16 protein-coding genes are annotated in these 17,556 nt (G+C 32.2%); 14 read left to right on the top strand and 2 right to left on the bottom strand.

The annotated features are described in order from the left end of the window. Positions 1 to 62: 62 nt before the first annotated feature. The 12 genes from selA to dapF all read left to right on the top strand — a co-directional run bounded on the left by selA (position 63) and on the right by dapF (position 11,922). A complete protein-coding gene (gene selA, locus IMX26_RS09375) occupies positions 63 to 1,454 on the top strand; it encodes an L-seryl-tRNA(Sec) selenium transferase (RefSeq protein WP_195158128.1) in 1,392 nt (463 codons plus the stop codon). A gap of 2 nt (positions 1,455 to 1,456) precedes the next feature. Next, positions 1,457 to 3,361: a selenocysteine-specific translation elongation factor gene (gene selB, locus IMX26_RS09370; RefSeq protein ID WP_195158127.1), complete on the top strand. Its 1,905-nt coding sequence runs from the start codon at positions 1,457 to 1,459 to the stop codon at positions 3,359 to 3,361. A 29-nt stretch (positions 3,362 to 3,390) separates the two neighbouring features. Then, positions 3,391 to 3,975, top strand: a complete 585-nt coding sequence (lepB, locus tag IMX26_RS09365) for a signal peptidase I (RefSeq protein WP_195158126.1) — start codon at positions 3,391 to 3,393, stop codon at positions 3,973 to 3,975. A gap of 10 nt (positions 3,976 to 3,985) precedes the next feature. Next, positions 3,986 to 4,330: a cupin domain-containing protein gene (locus IMX26_RS09360; protein ID WP_195158125.1), complete on the top strand. Its 345-nt coding sequence runs from the start codon at positions 3,986 to 3,988 to the stop codon at positions 4,328 to 4,330. Positions 4,331 to 4,820: 490 nt separating this feature from the next. Then, positions 4,821 to 5,432, top strand: a complete 612-nt coding sequence (locus IMX26_RS09350) for a TetR/AcrR family transcriptional regulator (RefSeq protein WP_195158124.1) — start codon at positions 4,821 to 4,823, stop codon at positions 5,430 to 5,432. Further along, positions 5,425 to 6,003, top strand: coding sequence for a hypothetical protein (locus tag IMX26_RS09345; RefSeq protein ID WP_195158123.1), 579 nt, complete (start codon positions 5,425 to 5,427; stop codon positions 6,001 to 6,003). Before IMX26_RS09350 ends, IMX26_RS09345 begins: the two co-directional genes overlap by 8 nt. A gap of 248 nt (positions 6,004 to 6,251) precedes the next feature. Then, complete coding sequence (locus IMX26_RS09340) at positions 6,252 to 6,716, top strand: hypothetical protein (RefSeq protein WP_195158122.1); 465 nt, start codon at positions 6,252 to 6,254, stop codon at positions 6,714 to 6,716. Between the two features lie 29 nt (positions 6,717 to 6,745). Beyond that, positions 6,746 to 7,192 (top strand): zinc ribbon domain-containing protein, encoded by a 447-nt coding sequence (locus tag IMX26_RS09335; protein WP_195158121.1) that lies wholly within the window; start codon positions 6,746 to 6,748, stop codon positions 7,190 to 7,192. 90 nt (positions 7,193 to 7,282) lie between these two features. Further along, entirely contained in the window at positions 7,283 to 8,977 is a 1,695-nt protein-coding gene (locus tag IMX26_RS09330; protein ID WP_195158120.1) for a DNA repair helicase XPB, read from the top strand. Then, positions 8,970 to 10,523: a helicase-associated domain-containing protein gene (locus IMX26_RS09325; protein WP_195158119.1), complete on the top strand. Its 1,554-nt coding sequence runs from the start codon at positions 8,970 to 8,972 to the stop codon at positions 10,521 to 10,523. The genes IMX26_RS09330 and IMX26_RS09325 overlap by 8 nt, the downstream gene beginning before the upstream one ends. Positions 10,524 to 10,528: 5 nt before the next feature. Further along, positions 10,529 to 11,080, top strand: coding sequence for a pyruvate kinase alpha/beta domain-containing protein (locus IMX26_RS09320; RefSeq protein WP_195158118.1), 552 nt, complete (start codon positions 10,529 to 10,531; stop codon positions 11,078 to 11,080). Between the two features lie 11 nt (positions 11,081 to 11,091). Further along, entirely contained in the window at positions 11,092 to 11,922 is an 831-nt protein-coding gene (gene dapF / locus IMX26_RS09315; protein WP_195158117.1) for a diaminopimelate epimerase, read from the top strand. A 513-nt stretch (positions 11,923 to 12,435) separates the two neighbouring features. On the opposite strand, the gene IMX26_RS09310 is transcribed toward dapF, so the two are convergent. Then, positions 12,436 to 14,487, bottom strand: coding sequence for a thioredoxin domain-containing protein (locus tag IMX26_RS09310; protein WP_195158116.1), 2,052 nt, complete (start codon positions 14,485 to 14,487; stop codon positions 12,436 to 12,438). 374 nt (positions 14,488 to 14,861) lie between these two features. Further along, positions 14,862 to 15,731: a transposase gene (locus tag IMX26_RS09305; RefSeq protein ID WP_195158115.1), complete on the bottom strand. Its 870-nt coding sequence runs from the start codon at positions 15,729 to 15,731 to the stop codon at positions 14,862 to 14,864. A 352-nt stretch (positions 15,732 to 16,083) separates the two neighbouring features. Here IMX26_RS09305 and IMX26_RS09300 point away from each other — a divergent pair, with 352 nt between their 5' ends. Next, complete coding sequence (locus IMX26_RS09300; RefSeq protein ID WP_195158114.1) at positions 16,084 to 16,593, top strand: flavin reductase family protein; 510 nt, start codon at positions 16,084 to 16,086, stop codon at positions 16,591 to 16,593. 396 nt (positions 16,594 to 16,989) lie between these two features. Beyond that, a complete protein-coding gene (locus IMX26_RS09295) occupies positions 16,990 to 17,493 on the top strand; it encodes a hypothetical protein (protein ID WP_195158113.1) in 504 nt (167 codons plus the stop codon). The last annotated feature ends 63 nt before the right edge of the window (positions 17,494 to 17,556 follow it).

Raw genomic sequence — 17,556 nt, 5'->3', positions numbered from 1 at the left:
CTAAACTATTATATAGATTAGCAAAAGTCGACTTTTATTTATAATCATGGAGGATTGGATGAATGCAGAAATTACTACGTCAATTACCCAAGGTTGATGAGCTTTTACAGAATACAGATATTGCTCAGTGGGTAAATGAGTTGAGTCATAAAATAGTTGTTGATTCTGTTAGAGTTGCCATAGGACAAGTAAGAACAGATATTCTTAATGGCAAACAAGTTGAAGATGTTGAATTAACAGTAATAAGTACTTTTTTAAACTTAGTAAAAAGACAGCAGGTTAATTCACTACGTAGGGTTTTAAATGGTACAGGTATAGTGCTACATACTAACCTGGGGAGAGCCAAACTCTCGAATAGTGCAAGGCAACAGGTTGAGCAGGTTGCTTCATCATACTCAACACTAGAGTATAGCTTGGAAAAGCGCAGTAGAGGATCTAGGTATGATCATGTAGTTACGCTTCTAAAAGAAATAACTGGTGCAGAAGATGCCTTAGTAGTTAATAACAATGCAGCAGCAGTATTATTAGCCTTAAACACCATGGCTAAAGGAAAAGAAGCAATTGTATCAAGAGGTCAATTAATTGAAATTGGAGGTTCTTTTAGAATCCCAGCTGTTATGGAACAGAGTGGTTGTTTTTTACACGAAGTTGGTACTACCAACAAAACCCATTTAGTAGATTATGAGAGAGCTATTACTGAAAATACTGCCTTAATATTAAAGGTGCATACAAGTAACTATCGAATACTAGGATTCACTGAAGAAGTGCCCAATACCGAGTTAGTTAAACTCTCTAAAAAATATGATATACCTGTATTAGATGACTTAGGTAGTGGCATGTTTATAGATCCACGTAAAATTAACTTAAGTTATGAGCCAACTGTACCAGAGGTAGTTAGGGCTGGAGTAGATGTAGTTACCTTTAGTGGTGATAAACTCTTAGGAGGACCTCAAGCTGGTATTATAGTGGGTAAATCTAGGTATATAAAAGCAATGAAAGAAAACCACTTAAATCGAGCATTAAGAATAGACAAGCTTACTTTAGCTGCTTTAGAGGCAACCCTAAAATTATATTTAGACGAAGAAGTAGCAATAAATAAAATACCAACTCTTACAATGTTAAATTATAATCAAAATGAGCTAAAAGAAAGAGCTAATCAGCTTAAAGATAAAATTTTAGCTGAGGTAGCTGATTATGCCTTTGTACAGGTATGTGATACAGTTGGTCAGGTTGGTGGCGGAGCATTGCCACTAGAAGAGTTACCGTCTGCTGGTATTGTTGTAACACCACGCCGCATGAGTGTAAATAAATATGAAGAACGATTGAGGTTAGGATCAACTCCTTTAATAGCTCGTATTGAAAATGACGGTTTATTAGTAGATTTAAGAACCATTGCAACAGATGAAGAAGCTGATTTAATTGAAGTTCTAAAACAGGGACTAATGGAGGGGTAAACTTGAAACATGTTATTGTTGGTACAGCAGGTCATGTTGACCATGGTAAGTCAACTCTAATTAGATCTTTAACAGGTATTGACCCAGACCGTTTAAAAGAGGAAAAACAGAGAGGCTTAACCATTGATATTGGCTTTGCTTGGTTTGATTTACCGAGTGGAAAACGAGCAGGAATAGTAGATGTTCCTGGTCATGAAAAATTTATAAAAAACATGTTAGCAGGAGCTATTGGTTTTGATGTAGTTCTGTTAGTAGTAGCAGCTGATGAAGGTATTATGCCCCAAACAAAAGAGCATTTAAATATCCTAAGCCTCTTAAACATAAAAAGTGGTATGGTTGCTTTAACAAAAATCGATATGGTAGATGAAGAGTGGCGTGAGCTTGTTATTGAAGAAATTAGAGAACAGCTTAAAGATACATTTTTAGCAGAATCACCTATCGTTCAGGTGTCTGCACCACAGTCACTAGGCTTAGATGAACTTGTAAAGCAAATAGATATCCTAACCGAGCAGTCTATTGCCAGAGACACTGAGTGTGATTTTAGAATGCCCATAGATAGATCATTTCCAATAAAGGGTTTTGGCACAGTTGTTACCGGAACTTTAATGGAGGGCTCAATTAAAGTAGGAGACTCTGCAGAGCTACAACCATTATCCAAAAAAACTCGTATTAGAAATATTCAAATACATGGTAAAAAAGCCGAAGAGGCCTTTGCTGGTCAGCGAGTAGCCCTAAATTTAGCTGATGTTACAGTTGAAGAGTGTCAACGCGGACAGGTTTTAGCTCCTCAAAAGCTGCTAAGAGCCACTATGATGTTAGATGTAATGTTAAAGCTTTTACCTGATAATAGTAGACCTTTAAAGCACTGGGATAGAGTAAGATTTTACACTGGAACGTCAGAGGTATTGGGTAGAGTAGTACTTTTTGAAAGAGATGAAATGTGGCCAGGAGAAGAATTGCCTGTGCAAATAAGATTAGAGCAGACTCTAGTAACCATGCGAGATGATCGCTTTGTAATAAGATCATACTCTCCCCTAGAGACTATTGGTGGGGGATATATAATAGATGCCAATCCAACTAAAAAGCGGAGGTTTAGGTCAGGAGTTTTAGACGACCTTAATCTTAAGGCAACTGGTCAATCAGCAGATATTATAATTAATAGCTTGAAAAAAGAAAATCAACTTATTTTTGAGAGAGAGGCTGCTATAAGAAACACTGGTTTGAGAGATGCAGCTGAGGCTATAAATGAACTCATAGAAGCAGAGGAAATTATACCAATATCTATTGACTCAATTAATTACCTAGTATTAAGTACTAAATTAGATAGTGTAAGGGCAGAAATAATAAAATTTTTAAGCACTTATCATAAAAAATACCCACTAAGAGAGGGAGCAGCTAGAGCCGAGATAAGGTCACGTTTTTTAACTAAAGCTAGTGCTAAACTATACCAACAGCTAATAATACTTTTGTCGGAGACTGGAGAAATATACGACACAGGAGATTTTGTTAAACTTAATAATTTTAAAGTAGAGTACACAGGTAAATATTTAAGGTGGTATGAAAACGTTATAAAAAAACTACAAGAGGGTCAATTTGCACCACTTGGAGTTAATGAAATGTCGGAAGAACTGGCTGTAAAAGTAGATGAACTTAAAGAAATACTTAATAACATGTTAAGGAATAATCAAGCCATAAAACTGACTGAAAACATCTACTTGTTACAAACAAATTATGAAAAAGCTCTTAAAATATTAGTTGCATATTTTGAAGAACATGATAGTATAGACTTAGCAACATATAGAAATTTACTAAATACTAGTAGAAAATATGCCTTACCATTATTGGAAACATTTGATCAAAGTAGAATAACAAAACGTGAAGGTAATGTAAGAAAATTAATTAGATAAATAACAACATAACTGTGGGGGTTGATTTTGTGCATATAGTGAGAATAATCTTGTTTATTATTGTAGCAGTATACAGTGGTTATTTGCTTTATGATTCTATTAAAAATCATAATCGTGGCGACTTAATTATGGCTGTAATACTATTAACACTACTGATTTTAACAAGATTTGTAAGCATAGTTTATATATCAGGGCCATCAATGCAACCCAATTTCCATACAGGAGATTGTGTTTTAGTATTAAGAACTCAAAAAGTTGAGCGGTTTGATGTAGCAGTTGTAAAATGGCAGGATAAATGGCTAGTAAAGCGAGTTGTTGGTTTACCAAATGATAGCTTGGCATTATCTGATGGTTATACTTATATAAATGGTGAACAAGTAACTGAACCTTTTGAATACTTTTCTGGTAATAGAAATATCTCTGAAATTCAAATTCCACAAGAACACATCTTTATAATGGGTGACAATAGAGCAAATTCTCATGATTCTCGGGCATTTGGTCCTGTTGCTAAAACAGAGATATATGGAAAAATGGTAACAAAGCTTGGCTTTATATCTAAAATACCACTTTTGTCAAAATTAATAGAAATGATGGCAACAATTCAAACAGGATAAGGATAAAAACATGTTAAAAACACAGCTTATAAAGCGAGATTACAATACTTATCAAGATAATCCAGCTCATGTAAATGTAGAAATAAAAACATTAGTAGATAAAACAATTAGTAATAATATAAAAACAGCATTGGTTAAAGTATTAGAAAATGGTGAAATTAAACCCCATAGCCACGAAACATTAGAGATATTTCACATTCTAGAGGGCAATGGTATAGTGCTAATTAATGGTGACTACCAAAAATTTGAATGTGGAGACACTATTTATGCACCCGCTGGAGTAATACATGGCTTAAAAAATACTGAGAAAACACCCGTAATATTATTGGCAAATTTTCCGAACTATAAATCTTAACATATTCTATATTGTAATATAAAGGTAAGCTTTATATAATAATAATAGGTAGGCAGCTAATTCAAAGTGTTTACACACATGAAGTTGAGCAGTTTTTTGCTTAGCTGTAAAATAGGCGTATTTAGTTGAGTAGTCAATAAATCTAAGGAGAGTTTAAAATGGATAAACAAGTTGTATTGTACTCAATGGATGGTTGAGGTGCTTGTGTAGCGATTAAACAATTTTTCGCGGATAATCAGGTTGATTATTTATTAAAAGACATACGAAAAGACAGCGAAGCTCGAAAAGAGTTAGTTCAGGTTTATAAAAAGCGTAGTGTACCAGTAACAGTAATTGGTGACGAAGTTATTCATGGATTTATTGAGCCAGTTTTAAGAAAAGCATTAGGGCTATAAATAAAAGCCAATAACCTAAGGCAGGCACTTTAGTGTCTGCCTAAAAGTTATATTTAATTTTCTGTAATGATTAAACAAAGTAAAGAGGTATGAGAATGCCAAAAATCATTAAAAATATTGAGGGTAAAATATTAAATGCTGCTTCAGAGCTATTTATAGAGCAGGGTTATGAAAAAACTGATATACGTCAAATAGCCAGTAAAGCTCAAATTGCAGTAGGCACTCTTTATAATTACTATAAAAATAAAGATGTGTTGTTTTATGCAGTATTTGAGCATAAACTAACCACAACCGTAGCAAGCATAAAAAAAGCGATAGAAAAAACAGACGACCCAGAGCAGCGTGTGTATAATTTTTTACGTCTCATGCAAAAAGAGTTACATGGCAACTCAAAACAGGGATGGAAACACTTGTATAAAGTCTTTTCTCAGAAAAAAGAACTGTTAGTTTCTCACAAAGATGTAAATGAAGAAATAAAAAAATTATTTAAAAATATAGAGACAATGATCCAGAATATCTACGATGATTATAGTATTAAATTAACAGGCTCAAAAATACCTGAGTCAATAAGTATAAGAATGAAGCCCACTATAATGATGATGTTATTCTCATTAACAAATAAATTACCTAATGAGCCCGAAGAAAATATAAAATACCTTCATAACATTATCACCTGTATGTGCAGAATAGGAAGAGACTATGAATAAAAAAACAACAATAGGGATAGACATAGATGGAACACTAACTGCCCCAGATTTTTGGGTAGAAGAATTGAATAAGCAGTTTAATAAAAACTATAAATATGGTGAATCTGATATATATGATTGGCGTGATATTTATGAAATTGATAATGATCAGTTTATGAAATACTACTCAGTACATGGACCTCAACTACATGTTCAGGCAAAAATAAGGCCCGATGCAGCAACAGTAATTAATGATTGGCATGAGAATTATAACTTATGTTATATAACTGCTCGTCAACATTTTTTAACTGAAGCAACAGCTGTTTGGTTAAAAAAACATAAACTCCCTGGGGAATTTTATGTATTAGGATCCCATTATAAATTAAATAAAGCCAAAGAACTTAATTGTCAAATCTTTATTGAAGATAACTACGATGTTGCATGTCGATTGGCTGAAGGTGGAATTAATGTGCTGTTAATGGACTGTGTTTATAATCGTAAACCCTTACCCCAAGAGCGAGTAACTAGAGTTTTTAGTTGGCAAGAAGTGGCTAAACAGGTAGCTAAAATATCAACAAAATATCTAATCTAAAAAATCATTCTTAGGAATGATTTTTGCTTATAGACAGAACAAGACTAAATTAGATGTTTCGCCAAAATAATATAATTAATATATCTTATAAAAGGCACTAGCCATTAAACAACAGAGAGTTAATTCATTATTTTATTGCTACACTAATGTTATAAAAACTAAATAAAAATTAAAGCTTATACTTTTACTTGGGTCTTAAAAATGCTACCATTATTATTAGAGAGTTGTTTATTACTGGGGGAATAAATATGAAAACATGTTTTAATTGTGGTGTTTTGTTATTAGAGTCAGAAAAAACATGTCCATCATGTGGAGAATTACTTATAAAAGATAAACAAGTTCAAAAAGAAATAGCTACAACTAAAGTAGTTGAAGAAACATACAATGAGGTTAGAGCTATTGAAAATAAAACTGCAATTTCAAAAAAAATAATAATTTCCCCAGATCCTAGTTTAGTAAGTGATAAAAATAAGTATATTTTGCTAATAATAATAAGTATAATACCGATTTTAAACCTAGTATTGTTACCTGTTTATATATTTAACATGAAAAATGAATATGAGCTAAGAAACACTGCTAAAAAAATATTTGTAATTGTAACTATGTTAACTATATTAATATTTATTGTAATAACTCAATATAATTTAAAAACGGTATACCTAAAAACTAAGGATTTTTATAGAGTTATAGTAAAGAGCTTTTTGGGTAAATAATAACAATAAATATAGTAAAGGTGGTTTGTATGGATTTTTTACGTAATGTAACTAAAGATATTGGTAAAATGTCAGGCCAATTAGTTGAAACAACAAAACTTTCTGCAAAAATAAACAGTGAAGAGAATAAAATTCGTAAGATATATACTGAGTTAGGAGAACAAATGTATAAAGACTTTCAGCATGGAGAGTCGTTTAAAGAACCTTATATGGTAATGTTTTCAGACATTAGTATAATAAAAAGCAATATTGCCCAGCTAAGAAAAGAATTATTAGATGTTAAAGGAGTAGTACTTTGCAAGAACTGTGGGCAAGAAGTAAAAAGAGATGTAACATTTTGTGCCAAGTGTGGCTCACGTATGGATGAAACAGAAGTAAAACATAATATAAACCAAAAAAATTGTCACCAATGTGGAGCTGTAGTGGCAGAAGATAGCAAATATTGTCCAGAATGCGGAATCTTAATAAAAGACTAGCTAATTTTTTAACTAAAAAATTTTTATAATAGTAGCATCTGCTGTACAATAATAGCAGGATGCTACTATTAATATTATGGGGGATAACGCGTGTATAAACCAACAAATCCACTTGTTGTACAGAGTGATAGAACAATCTTACTAGAAGTTAAACATCAGCTATTTACTGAAGCTAGAGATTTTTTAAGTAGCTTTGCAGAGCTTGTTAAAAGTCCAGAGTATATTCATAGCTACAGAATAACACCTTTGTCTGTTTGGAATGCGGTAGCTGCAGGAATGAGTGGTAAAGAAATAATTGAAGGTCTAAACCAATATGTTAAATTTGATATACCCCAAAACATAATTTTTGAGATATTAAGCTATGCAAAAAGATATGGACAAATTAAACTTATAAAAAAAAATAATGACTATCTATTAAAAATAGAAGACGCAACTGTAATAGCAGAAATTAGTAGTCATCAATCTGTGGTAAGTTATTTGGCTGAACGTGTTTCAAGTACTGAAATAAAGATACAAGAAAACTCAAGAGGAAGACTAAAACAAGCCTTAATTAAAATTAAATATCCTGTAGAAGATTTAGCAGGATACTCTTACGGAGAACCTTTAGATATATGTATTCGCCAAAAGACCCTTAATGGCAAGGACATGCAGTTGCGAGAGTACCAAAAACAAAGCATTGCAGCATTTTATCTTAATGGAACTGCCAGAGGTGGCAACGGAGTTGTAGTACTACCTTGTGGGGCTGGCAAAACAGTTGTTGGTATGGGAGTTATGGCCCAAACTAAAACATATACCTTAATAATAACAACTGGAATAGTGGCCGTGAGACAATGGATAAATGAATTGCTAGATAAAACGAACCTAACAATTGATGAAATAGGAGAATATACTGGAGAAAAAAAAGAAATAAAACCAGTAACAATAACCACATATCAAATATTAACCTGGCGCAGTCAAAAAGATAAAAAATTTAAACATATGCAGTTATTTGATGAACATGACTGGGGCCTAATAATATATGATGAGGTGCATTTATTACCGGCACCAGTTTTTAGAGCAACTACAGAGTTACAGTCTAGGAGAAGACTGGGTCTAACAGCTACGTTAGTGCGTGAAGATGGCTGTGAAGACGATGTTTATAGTTTAATAGGTCCTAAAAGATATGATGCACCATGGAGCGATTTAGAGCGCCAAGGATATATAGCTACTGCAAGGTGTTATGAAATAAGAATATCTATGGATGATGAACTCAAACTAAAATATGCAGTTGCTGATAAAAGAAAAAAGTTTAGAATTGCAGCTGAAAACTATGCTAAAATACCTATAATAAAAAGACTAATAGCTAAACATAGCAGTGAGAGAATACTAGTAATTGGACAATATATTAGTCAGCTAAAACAAATTTCAAAAGAGCTTGAGGCAGTACTTATAACTGGTAAAACACCTAATTGGCAAAGAGAAGAATACTACCAGAAGTTTAGAGTTGGAGAAATAACTGTATTAGTTGTATCAAAAGTGGCTAACTTTGCCATAGATTTACCAGAAGCCTCTGTGGCAATACAGGTCTCTGGTTCATATGGATCAAGACAAGAAGAAGCCCAGCGACTGGGTCGACTTTTAAGACCAAATGAAGAAGAGATTCAAGCCTCTTTTTATACCTTAGTAAGCCGTGATAGCACTGAGCAGGATTTTGCCATGAATAGACAACTATTTTTAACTGAGCAGGGCTATAAATACTATATCTTAGAACCCAAAGACTTAGCGGTAGTTTTAAATAATGATTAAAGAAGGTAGTAAAATGAAACTCACAGAGGCGTTGCAAGACGCTGGAATAACTCACTGGCGTAGAATGGCAAAATACTATCAGCTAGAGCATTTAGAGTTTGCTGGTAACAGATTATATCAGGGTTTATATAATTGCCTAAGAGACCCTCAAAAAGTGAATAAAATAATTATTAATCTACCTCAATTGGAGAGTAGCTTATTAAAGGCAATAGCTTTAACTCAAAACATTGAGTATTACTTTGATTACCGCCACTGGAGAAGTTACCTTAATTATTATTTTGACTTTAAGTTAGAAATACTAGTTAACTTACAAAGCAGAGGGTTAATATATATAAACAGAAAACATCAATACTATATACCTAGTGAAATTCAAGATATACTTATTAAAATAGTTAAAGACAACAACCTAAGCTTAACAAATGAAGGCGAGCACTATTTGTTTACTGGAGGAGAAATACTACTTAAAGATATACTAAGGTTTTTGGATAGCCTTAATAAAACCAAAATAAGAATAACAAATAACAATAGTTTTTATAAAACTGATCTTCATAAATTAAACAATCAATTACAAGTAAATGAAACCAAAAATGAATTTAATATAGGAAGCAAAGTAGATTTTATTTATAAATATGTAATTAATAGTGAACTAGCAATTGTTAATAAGGGTGAGGTTAAATTAACTGAAAAGGGACTTAACTGGCATGAACAAAACCCTGTATCAGCATGGCAACATATCTTAAAATATTGGATACTTAAATACCCCGTTAATGCTTCAACTAGGGTAGCTAATGCTGTGCTTTTAGCACTACTTAATACCGTACCTAATTATACCTTAACATTAGAACAGTTAAGAAACATCTATCAAGAAAATGGTGGCATAAACCCTGTAAATAGTAAAGAAAATGAATGGCTCGTAAAGGCTATAAACGAACTAAGTTATTTAGGAATATTGTATACTGATATAAACACAAATTTAATAAAGGTAAATCACCAATTTCTTAAAAACCTAAACAGTAATAATCTAAATTGGTTTGCAGAAACTAGCTTTATAACACAGCCTAATTTAGAGATACTAATATCTTTGCATGCTGATTTTAAAGTTCATTGGCAATTAGCATGTTTTTGTGAAGACTCTGGTGGTAAAGAAATGTATCACTATAAAATTACCAAAGATTCAGTTTATAATGCATTATTAAGAGGCCATAAACTCAAGAATATAATGCAATTTTTAAAAAAATATAGTGTAACAGAAATCCCTCATAATCTAATACAAGTATTAAAGGATTGGGGTAATAAATTTGGTAAAGTTTATATATTAGATACCCTTTTAATTTGTTGTAAAGATAAAAACATTGCCAAACAGCTGATGTACACACCTGAGTTAGCTACTTATATTCACGGTTTAATAAATGAAAATACAATTGTAATTAATCGGAAAGACCATGATAAGTTGATAAATAAACTTGAAAAACTAGGCTATATGCCCTATCAGCAAATATTTACAAGTGATAGTATTCCCTTTAGTACAATGATAGAGGAGGAGTAATAGAAATGTATTTTAAAGAGCCTGGCAAACTAAATACCCAAAAAACCTGTGAACTAGCTTTAAAAAAAGCTCAAGAGACTGGAATAAAACATATAGTGGTATCATCAAACACGGGCTATACATTAAAATATTTAATAGATAGCAAACTTAATCTCGTTTGTGTTACTCACCAAGTAGGCTTTAGAGAACCTGGCTGTGATGAAATGGGTGAGCAAAAGAGAATAGAACTAAAAAAGGCTGGAGTAAAACTACTGACAACTACTCATTTAATGGGGGGAATTGAAAGAGCGGCCTTAAGAAAATTTGGGGGCAATGGTATTCAGAGCATAACTGCCTACACATTAAGAATGTTTGGTCAAGGAACAAAAGTATGTGCAGAAATAGCAACAATGGCACTTGATGCTGGCTTAATACCTTTTGGGGAAGATATAATTGTTATAGGTGGCTCTGGTAGGGGAGCAGATACAGCTTGGATTATTAGACCAGCCCATTCTCAGCAATACTATGACACTGAAATGAAAGAACTAATATGTAAGCCAACTAAAATAAAAAAATAAAAGGTGAAATTATGAGTGAAAAAAAAGAGCTAAAATTTGTGAAATATCAAGGCTTAGGAAACGATTTTATCTTTTTTGAGCAAGAGCAAGTGTTAAACTTAAATTACAATGAACTGGCTCAAAAAGTATGTAATCGTAACTTTGGCATTGGTGCAGATGGCATGGCTGTTTTGTCAAAAGCTAGTGATATAAAAATGGAGTTCTTTAATGCCGATGGTGGAGAGGCTCCGATGTGCGGCAATGCCAGTAGATGTATTGCACACTATGTAACAGAGCAACAAATCATTAATAAAAAAACATTTACTTTACAAACAGCAGGCGGTGACCTGCATATGAACATTAATAAAAATAATTCTATTACAGCCAACTTAGGGCAGCCTTTACTGAGCCCTAAACAAATACCTGCTTTGTCAGATAAACAAGATTTATTAAATATACCTCTACAACTAAATGATACAAAGCTAAATATCTCTGTACTAAATACAATGACCCCACACACAGTAATATTTGTAGAGAGCTTAGCTAACATCAATATAGCAAAAATAGGCAGCCAGATCGAAAATCATAATATGTTCCCTCAAAAAATAAATGCTAACTTTGTTGAAATAATTAATAAAAATGAAGTAAAACAAATAACATGGGAGCGTGGGGTTGGTCAAACACTAGCCTGTGGAACTGGAGCTTGTGCCAGTGTAGTAGCTGGTGTACTAACAGGTAAACTAAATAACGAAGTATTAGTTACCATGCATGGGGGCTTGCTAACAATACAATATTCAAAAGAAAAAGGAATCTTAATGACAGGAGCAGTAAATAAAATAGCTAGTGGCATATATTACTATTAAATAAGCCTACTTTATAAAGTTAAACAAACAGATATAACGTATGGATTATTTAGGTAGGGTACGCATTGTATGCATATCGCTGTATTAAGCTAAATTAAGTTTTAACCTAATTCTATCTGTCGGTGTCATTTATAAAACTATAATTAAAACCCTTTGTGTTCTGAGTCTTTTGTGACAATAAAAAAAGAAACAAGTATATTATGTATGTGTCATAATAAAAGCTGTTGAGTATATAACATTAAACAAACAAGTATAACGTATGGATTATTCAGGTAGGGTACGCATTGCATGCGTACCGCTATATTAAGCTAAATTATGTTTTAACCTAATTCTATCTGTAGGTGTCATTTATAAAACTATAATTAAAACCCTTTGTGTTCTGAGTCTTTGTGGCAATAAAAAAAGAAACAAGTATATTATAAGTACCATTTTAAACATTACAGTTTACTTTTTACCCACAGCTTATAAAAAATATTGAAATCTTCAAATATTATTACTCTCGTTCTTAGTCTTTTAACTATTACCAAAATAAAGCTTATCTAATAACTGTTTTAAACTCTCTGGAGAATCAATGGGTTGATAACACTGTGTATCAGAGCAAACATAAGCAACTGGTTTTGCTCCAACAGCATAGTCCTTTAAGTAGGGTAATTCACTCTCCAGATTAAGATCTCCGCGGTGTTTTACAACAGATAAAAATGGGTAATAATTACCATCTACTACCCTGTCTAACTCAGCAGCATCAACAGCAGACATACTTGAAATTACCACATGAATAGGTTGTTTCTCAAAAAGCATAATTGCATTAAGCCAAGAGCTGTGACTTAAAGGATTATTTTTTAGCTCATTTGCAAAGGTTTTAATGCTTTTTGTCGCTATGTCTTTATAATATGGCTCTCTTTTAATATTACTTAAGGTAAGTAAATTTTGAACCATTATTGAGTTTCCCGAAGGTAATGCTCCATCGTAGCTCTCTTTGGGGCGTAAAACCAACTGCTCACTATCGGTACCATAAAAATAAAAGCCACCCTCATCACTATCACCAAATAACATAAAAACATTCTCTGTTAGGTGCCTGGCATCTTTAAGTAACTGAGCATTTCCTGTGGAGGCAAAAAGCTCTAGTAAGCCATGTATTAAATAGGCATAATCGTCTAAAACAGCTAAAGAACCTAGTTTGCCATTACAATATGAGCCAAATAGTCTCCCGTCGGGACACATATTTTTTTTAATAAACTCATAACACTTGTTAGCCTTAGCATAGTAATCTGGTCTATCAAAAATTCTACCAGCAATAGCTAAAGCTGCAATTAACAAACCATTCCACCCTGCAAGTAACTTTTCATCACGATGTGGTCTTGGTCTATTACCACGATATCTTCTTACCTTAACCTTTAGCTCACTAATTAGCTGTCCATGTTCGGTGTTTGTACTTAATAAAACCTTATTATTTATTAAATTAGCAATACTCTTACCTTCAAAATTACCCTTGTCAGTAATATTAAAGTGTTTACAAAATAATAAAGCCTCTTCTTTAGGTAGGTTAGCAAACAATTCATCTTTAGTAAAAACATAAAATAAACCTTCACTTCCCTCACTATCAGCATCTTCAGCAGTATAAAAAGCTCCTTCAGGTGAGAGCATGTCTCTTAATAAATAATTGATAGTCTCTTTGGCCACCTCAGCAAAATAAAACTTATTAGTGATATTAAACATTAGTGAATACAATGGAACTAATAAAGCATTGTCATATAACATCTTTTCAAAATGAGGAACTAACCATTTATTATCTGTAGAATAACGGGAAAAACCTCCTGCAACATGGTCATAAATACCACCTCTATACATACACTCCAGCGTTTTATCCACCATTTTTAAAACACTTTTATCATTTAGTAGCGAGTAATTTATTAAATAGCCTAAACTATGAGGCATTGGAAACTTAGGTGCACTACTAAAGCCACCATAATCATTATCATAATTACGGACAAAAATTGGAATAGATTCATTAATAACATTTAGTGGTATAGTTGTTTGTTTACGTTGTGGTATTACTCTTTTTATAGCATTTATAAACTCTTCACTTCTAGTTAATAAAAGCTGACGATCGTTATGCCATATCCTATTTATTTCAGTCAATAAATCTATAAATCCAGGGTAATTACCACGAGAAATTAACGGAAAATAAGTACCAGCATAAAAAGGCTTTTGATCTGCGGTCATAAAAATAGTTAAAGGCCAGCCCCCACCACCAGTCATAGCTTGGCAAAAAGTCATATAAATATTATCAATATCAGGGCGCTCTTCTCGGTCTACTTTTATTGCCACAAAATGCTTATTTAAAACATCTGCAACATCCCTATTCTCAAAAGACTCATGAGCCATAACGTGACACCAATGGCAAGTACTATAACCGGAACTAAGCAAAACAGGCTTATCTTCCGCTAATGCCTTAGCAAAAGCCTGCTCACCCCAAGGGTACCAGTCAACAGGATTATTAGCATGCTGTAAAAGATAAGGCGAACTTTCATTTATTAACCTATTCGCCTTCTGCTTCATATCCATTGCATACCCTCCTTTTTGTCATTTTAGTATAGTTTACCACTGTAAAAGTATGACTATGCATCACACCTGTTTAATAACAAAAAGTTATTAACAAATGGGGTCAGGCTTTAAAAATCAACTAACCATATAAAAAAACTCTATGTAAATTTGTTGAGAAAATAGATTAATCAATCTTTACTAACCTTATTTTATAACTCTTTTACACGCAATATATTATTAAGAATAACAAAAATTATATTATAAAATCACTCACTATATTAGCAACTTTTTAAGTAAGTAAATGGGGTCAGGCTTTAAAAATCAACTAACTCTATAATTAATATGTAAAAAGCAAAATATTAAAAACTCTATGTAAGTTTGCTATACATTAATTTTTACTTTATCTTATTTTTTAACTCTTTTACACGCTCTTTACTGTTTAGCATTACTGAAATCGATGCTACAGAAACATTAACAAACTCGGCAATCTCTTTTCTAGTTAAATAGGTATATTCGCTTAGCATATAAACCAGTAGTTTACGTGCATCAACAATTTTTTGCCTTCTATTTTTTTCTCTAATCTCAGATAACTTAACACCAGTAACATCTCTTATTTTTAGTACAATACTCTCTGGACTATAATAAATGGATTTTGTTTGAGTATTAAACAAAGAGCGATACTCAAGTGGAGCTAATTCATTTTCAGAAATCTTTTCAAAAGTTTCATTAGTTACATTCATAAATTTAAGATATTTGCTTATTTGCTTATTTTTATACTGAGAAAACATTTTTAAAGGATAGTTGAAGTCAACAAATGAACTACTATCACTTTTTAAATAGTCAGTATGGCTGCACCAAGCATAATTTAGACCATCTTCATAACCAGCCTTAACGGGGTTATTATGAACATATCTTATGAGTTGTAATAAATAAGCTTGTTTATCTATTAAAATAGCTTTGTATCGTTGTTGAAAAACATGTCCAACATGGTCATATCGATAGTTATATCTTTGAGTATATACTTGCTGTATTCCTTGCATAATTTTAGCCAAAGGGGCTTCGTCTATCTCTATAACTAAGTGTGCATGGTTATCCATAATGCAGTAGCTATAGAGCTTAAAATTGTAGCGTTCTTTATAACGAATAATCTGTAATATGTAATCCTGTTTATCGGTTTCAGTTGCAAAAATTGATTCTCTATTATTCCCTCTACAAATCACATGATATAAAGCTCCTTTGTAATGAATGCGAGGTTTTCTTGCCATTTTGTCACCTTCTTCAATAAAATTTTAGCATTAGTTTTTAAATTATTAAAGCCTGACCCCTTTTCATTAATTAACTAATAATTCTGAAGATATGATGTAAGTATAAAATATGGTAAGTTAAGTATTTATTACGGGAGAATAAACACAAAATAATACTAAAATTTATAAATAATAGCTACATTAATTAAGTATATAAGAGTATCTTGTTATAATTTTGGGATAATTTAGATTTTAGATAAGTTGTACAGCATAAAATTTAATTGTTAGCGTAAACTAATTATTAAGTAGCAAAAATTCCCTTTTTTGTGGTAAAATATTGATGTTTATTTGAGGTATAGGGGGAGAATATTTCATGACAATTAAAGACATAAGTCAATTTGCTCCACAGTTGATTAGTCAGCTTAGTAACGGTGGAGCATTTATGACTGTATCTGAAAAAGACGTTAAGAACACTATGACAATTGGATGGGGCACTATAGGGGTTGTATGGGGAAAACCAATTCTTATGGTTGCTGTTAGGTATTCTAGACATACTTATGATTTGATTGAGAAAGCACAAACATTTACTGTAAGCGTTCCTAAGGCGGGTAAGTTAAAGGGAGCTTTAGGTTTTTGTGGTTCTAAATCTGGTCGTGATTATGATAAGTTTGCAGAATGTAAACTTGCTATTCAGCAGGGAAAAAAAGTTGATGTGCCTATTATAGTTGATTGTGATTTGCATTTTGAGTGCAAGGTTGTATACCAGCAAACTATGGAGCCTAAATGTGTAGGCAAGGAAGTTAAAGATAAGTTCTATGCAAATGGCAATTATCATGTAATGTATTACGGGGAGATTGTAGACTGTTATAATACTAAAAAGTAGAATTATAAACTGGGTGGCACAAACGCTACCCAGTATTTTATATAAGCTAGTTATTAGTATTTAAAAGGTAATAGTAAAAGGTAATGCTATATTTACCTTAAAAGCAGGAGAAAAGAGTTTTATAACGAATATTATTTTGCAACATAAGTGAAGAATAAGTACAGCAATATAATCTATGTTATTATAATAGTGTTTCTCTATTTATAATAGAGGTATTGTAATTTGTTTGATTGTGTTAAAATGTAGTTAAAGAAATTACTGAAGAACATTACTTAATATTGTTAATTACTTTTTAGATGTTTAGCTATATCAATAAAGATAAAAAATGTATATTAGCTGCATTATAAAAATTATTGATTTATTGATTAAATCTCAATAATTTTAGGAGTGAGAAAGATGACCAGAAGGGGAGCAGGGCATATATTATTACTTATAATACTCCTTATGGCAATAGGAGTAGCTGTATTTAATAGTTCTTGGCACAGCAATTCGGCTGAGGATATTTTAGATACGGCTAGTTTGTATCCCATAGTAATAGTTATTGTATTCATACCAGTTTTATTAGCCTTTTTATCTAATAGCACCCCTGAACAACCCGTAAACGGTGTAATAAATGCTTGTTATAGGTATGAGAGAAATAAAAAATTTGAAGTAATTAGACCCTATTTAAGCAAGAACTTTTTACGCAGCCCAAAGGTATTAATACTAGTTCAGTGGAGTCCAGAAGAAACAGTTAAAGTTAATGCTGAAATTAGTGGTAAAAGTAAAAGGATGTATGTAAGAGTTATTTTAATTAACGATGAATATTATACTTTTACGGTTGTAAGGCGTCAAAAATATATTGATCCAGTTGGAACAACCGATTGGGTTATAGATAATATTGAAGGTCCAGGTTTCTAATCACTAAGATATTTAACAGTATTAAGTTAAATACGGAACAATATGCCATCAGCAAATTTGTTG

Source organism: Clostridium sp. 'deep sea' (genome assembly GCF_014931565.1).
Taxonomy (GTDB): Bacteria; Bacillota; UBA994; order PWPR01; family PWPR01.
The sequence above is the reverse complement of the archived record's forward strand: the minus strand, read 5'-3'. Positions and strand labels throughout refer to the sequence as shown.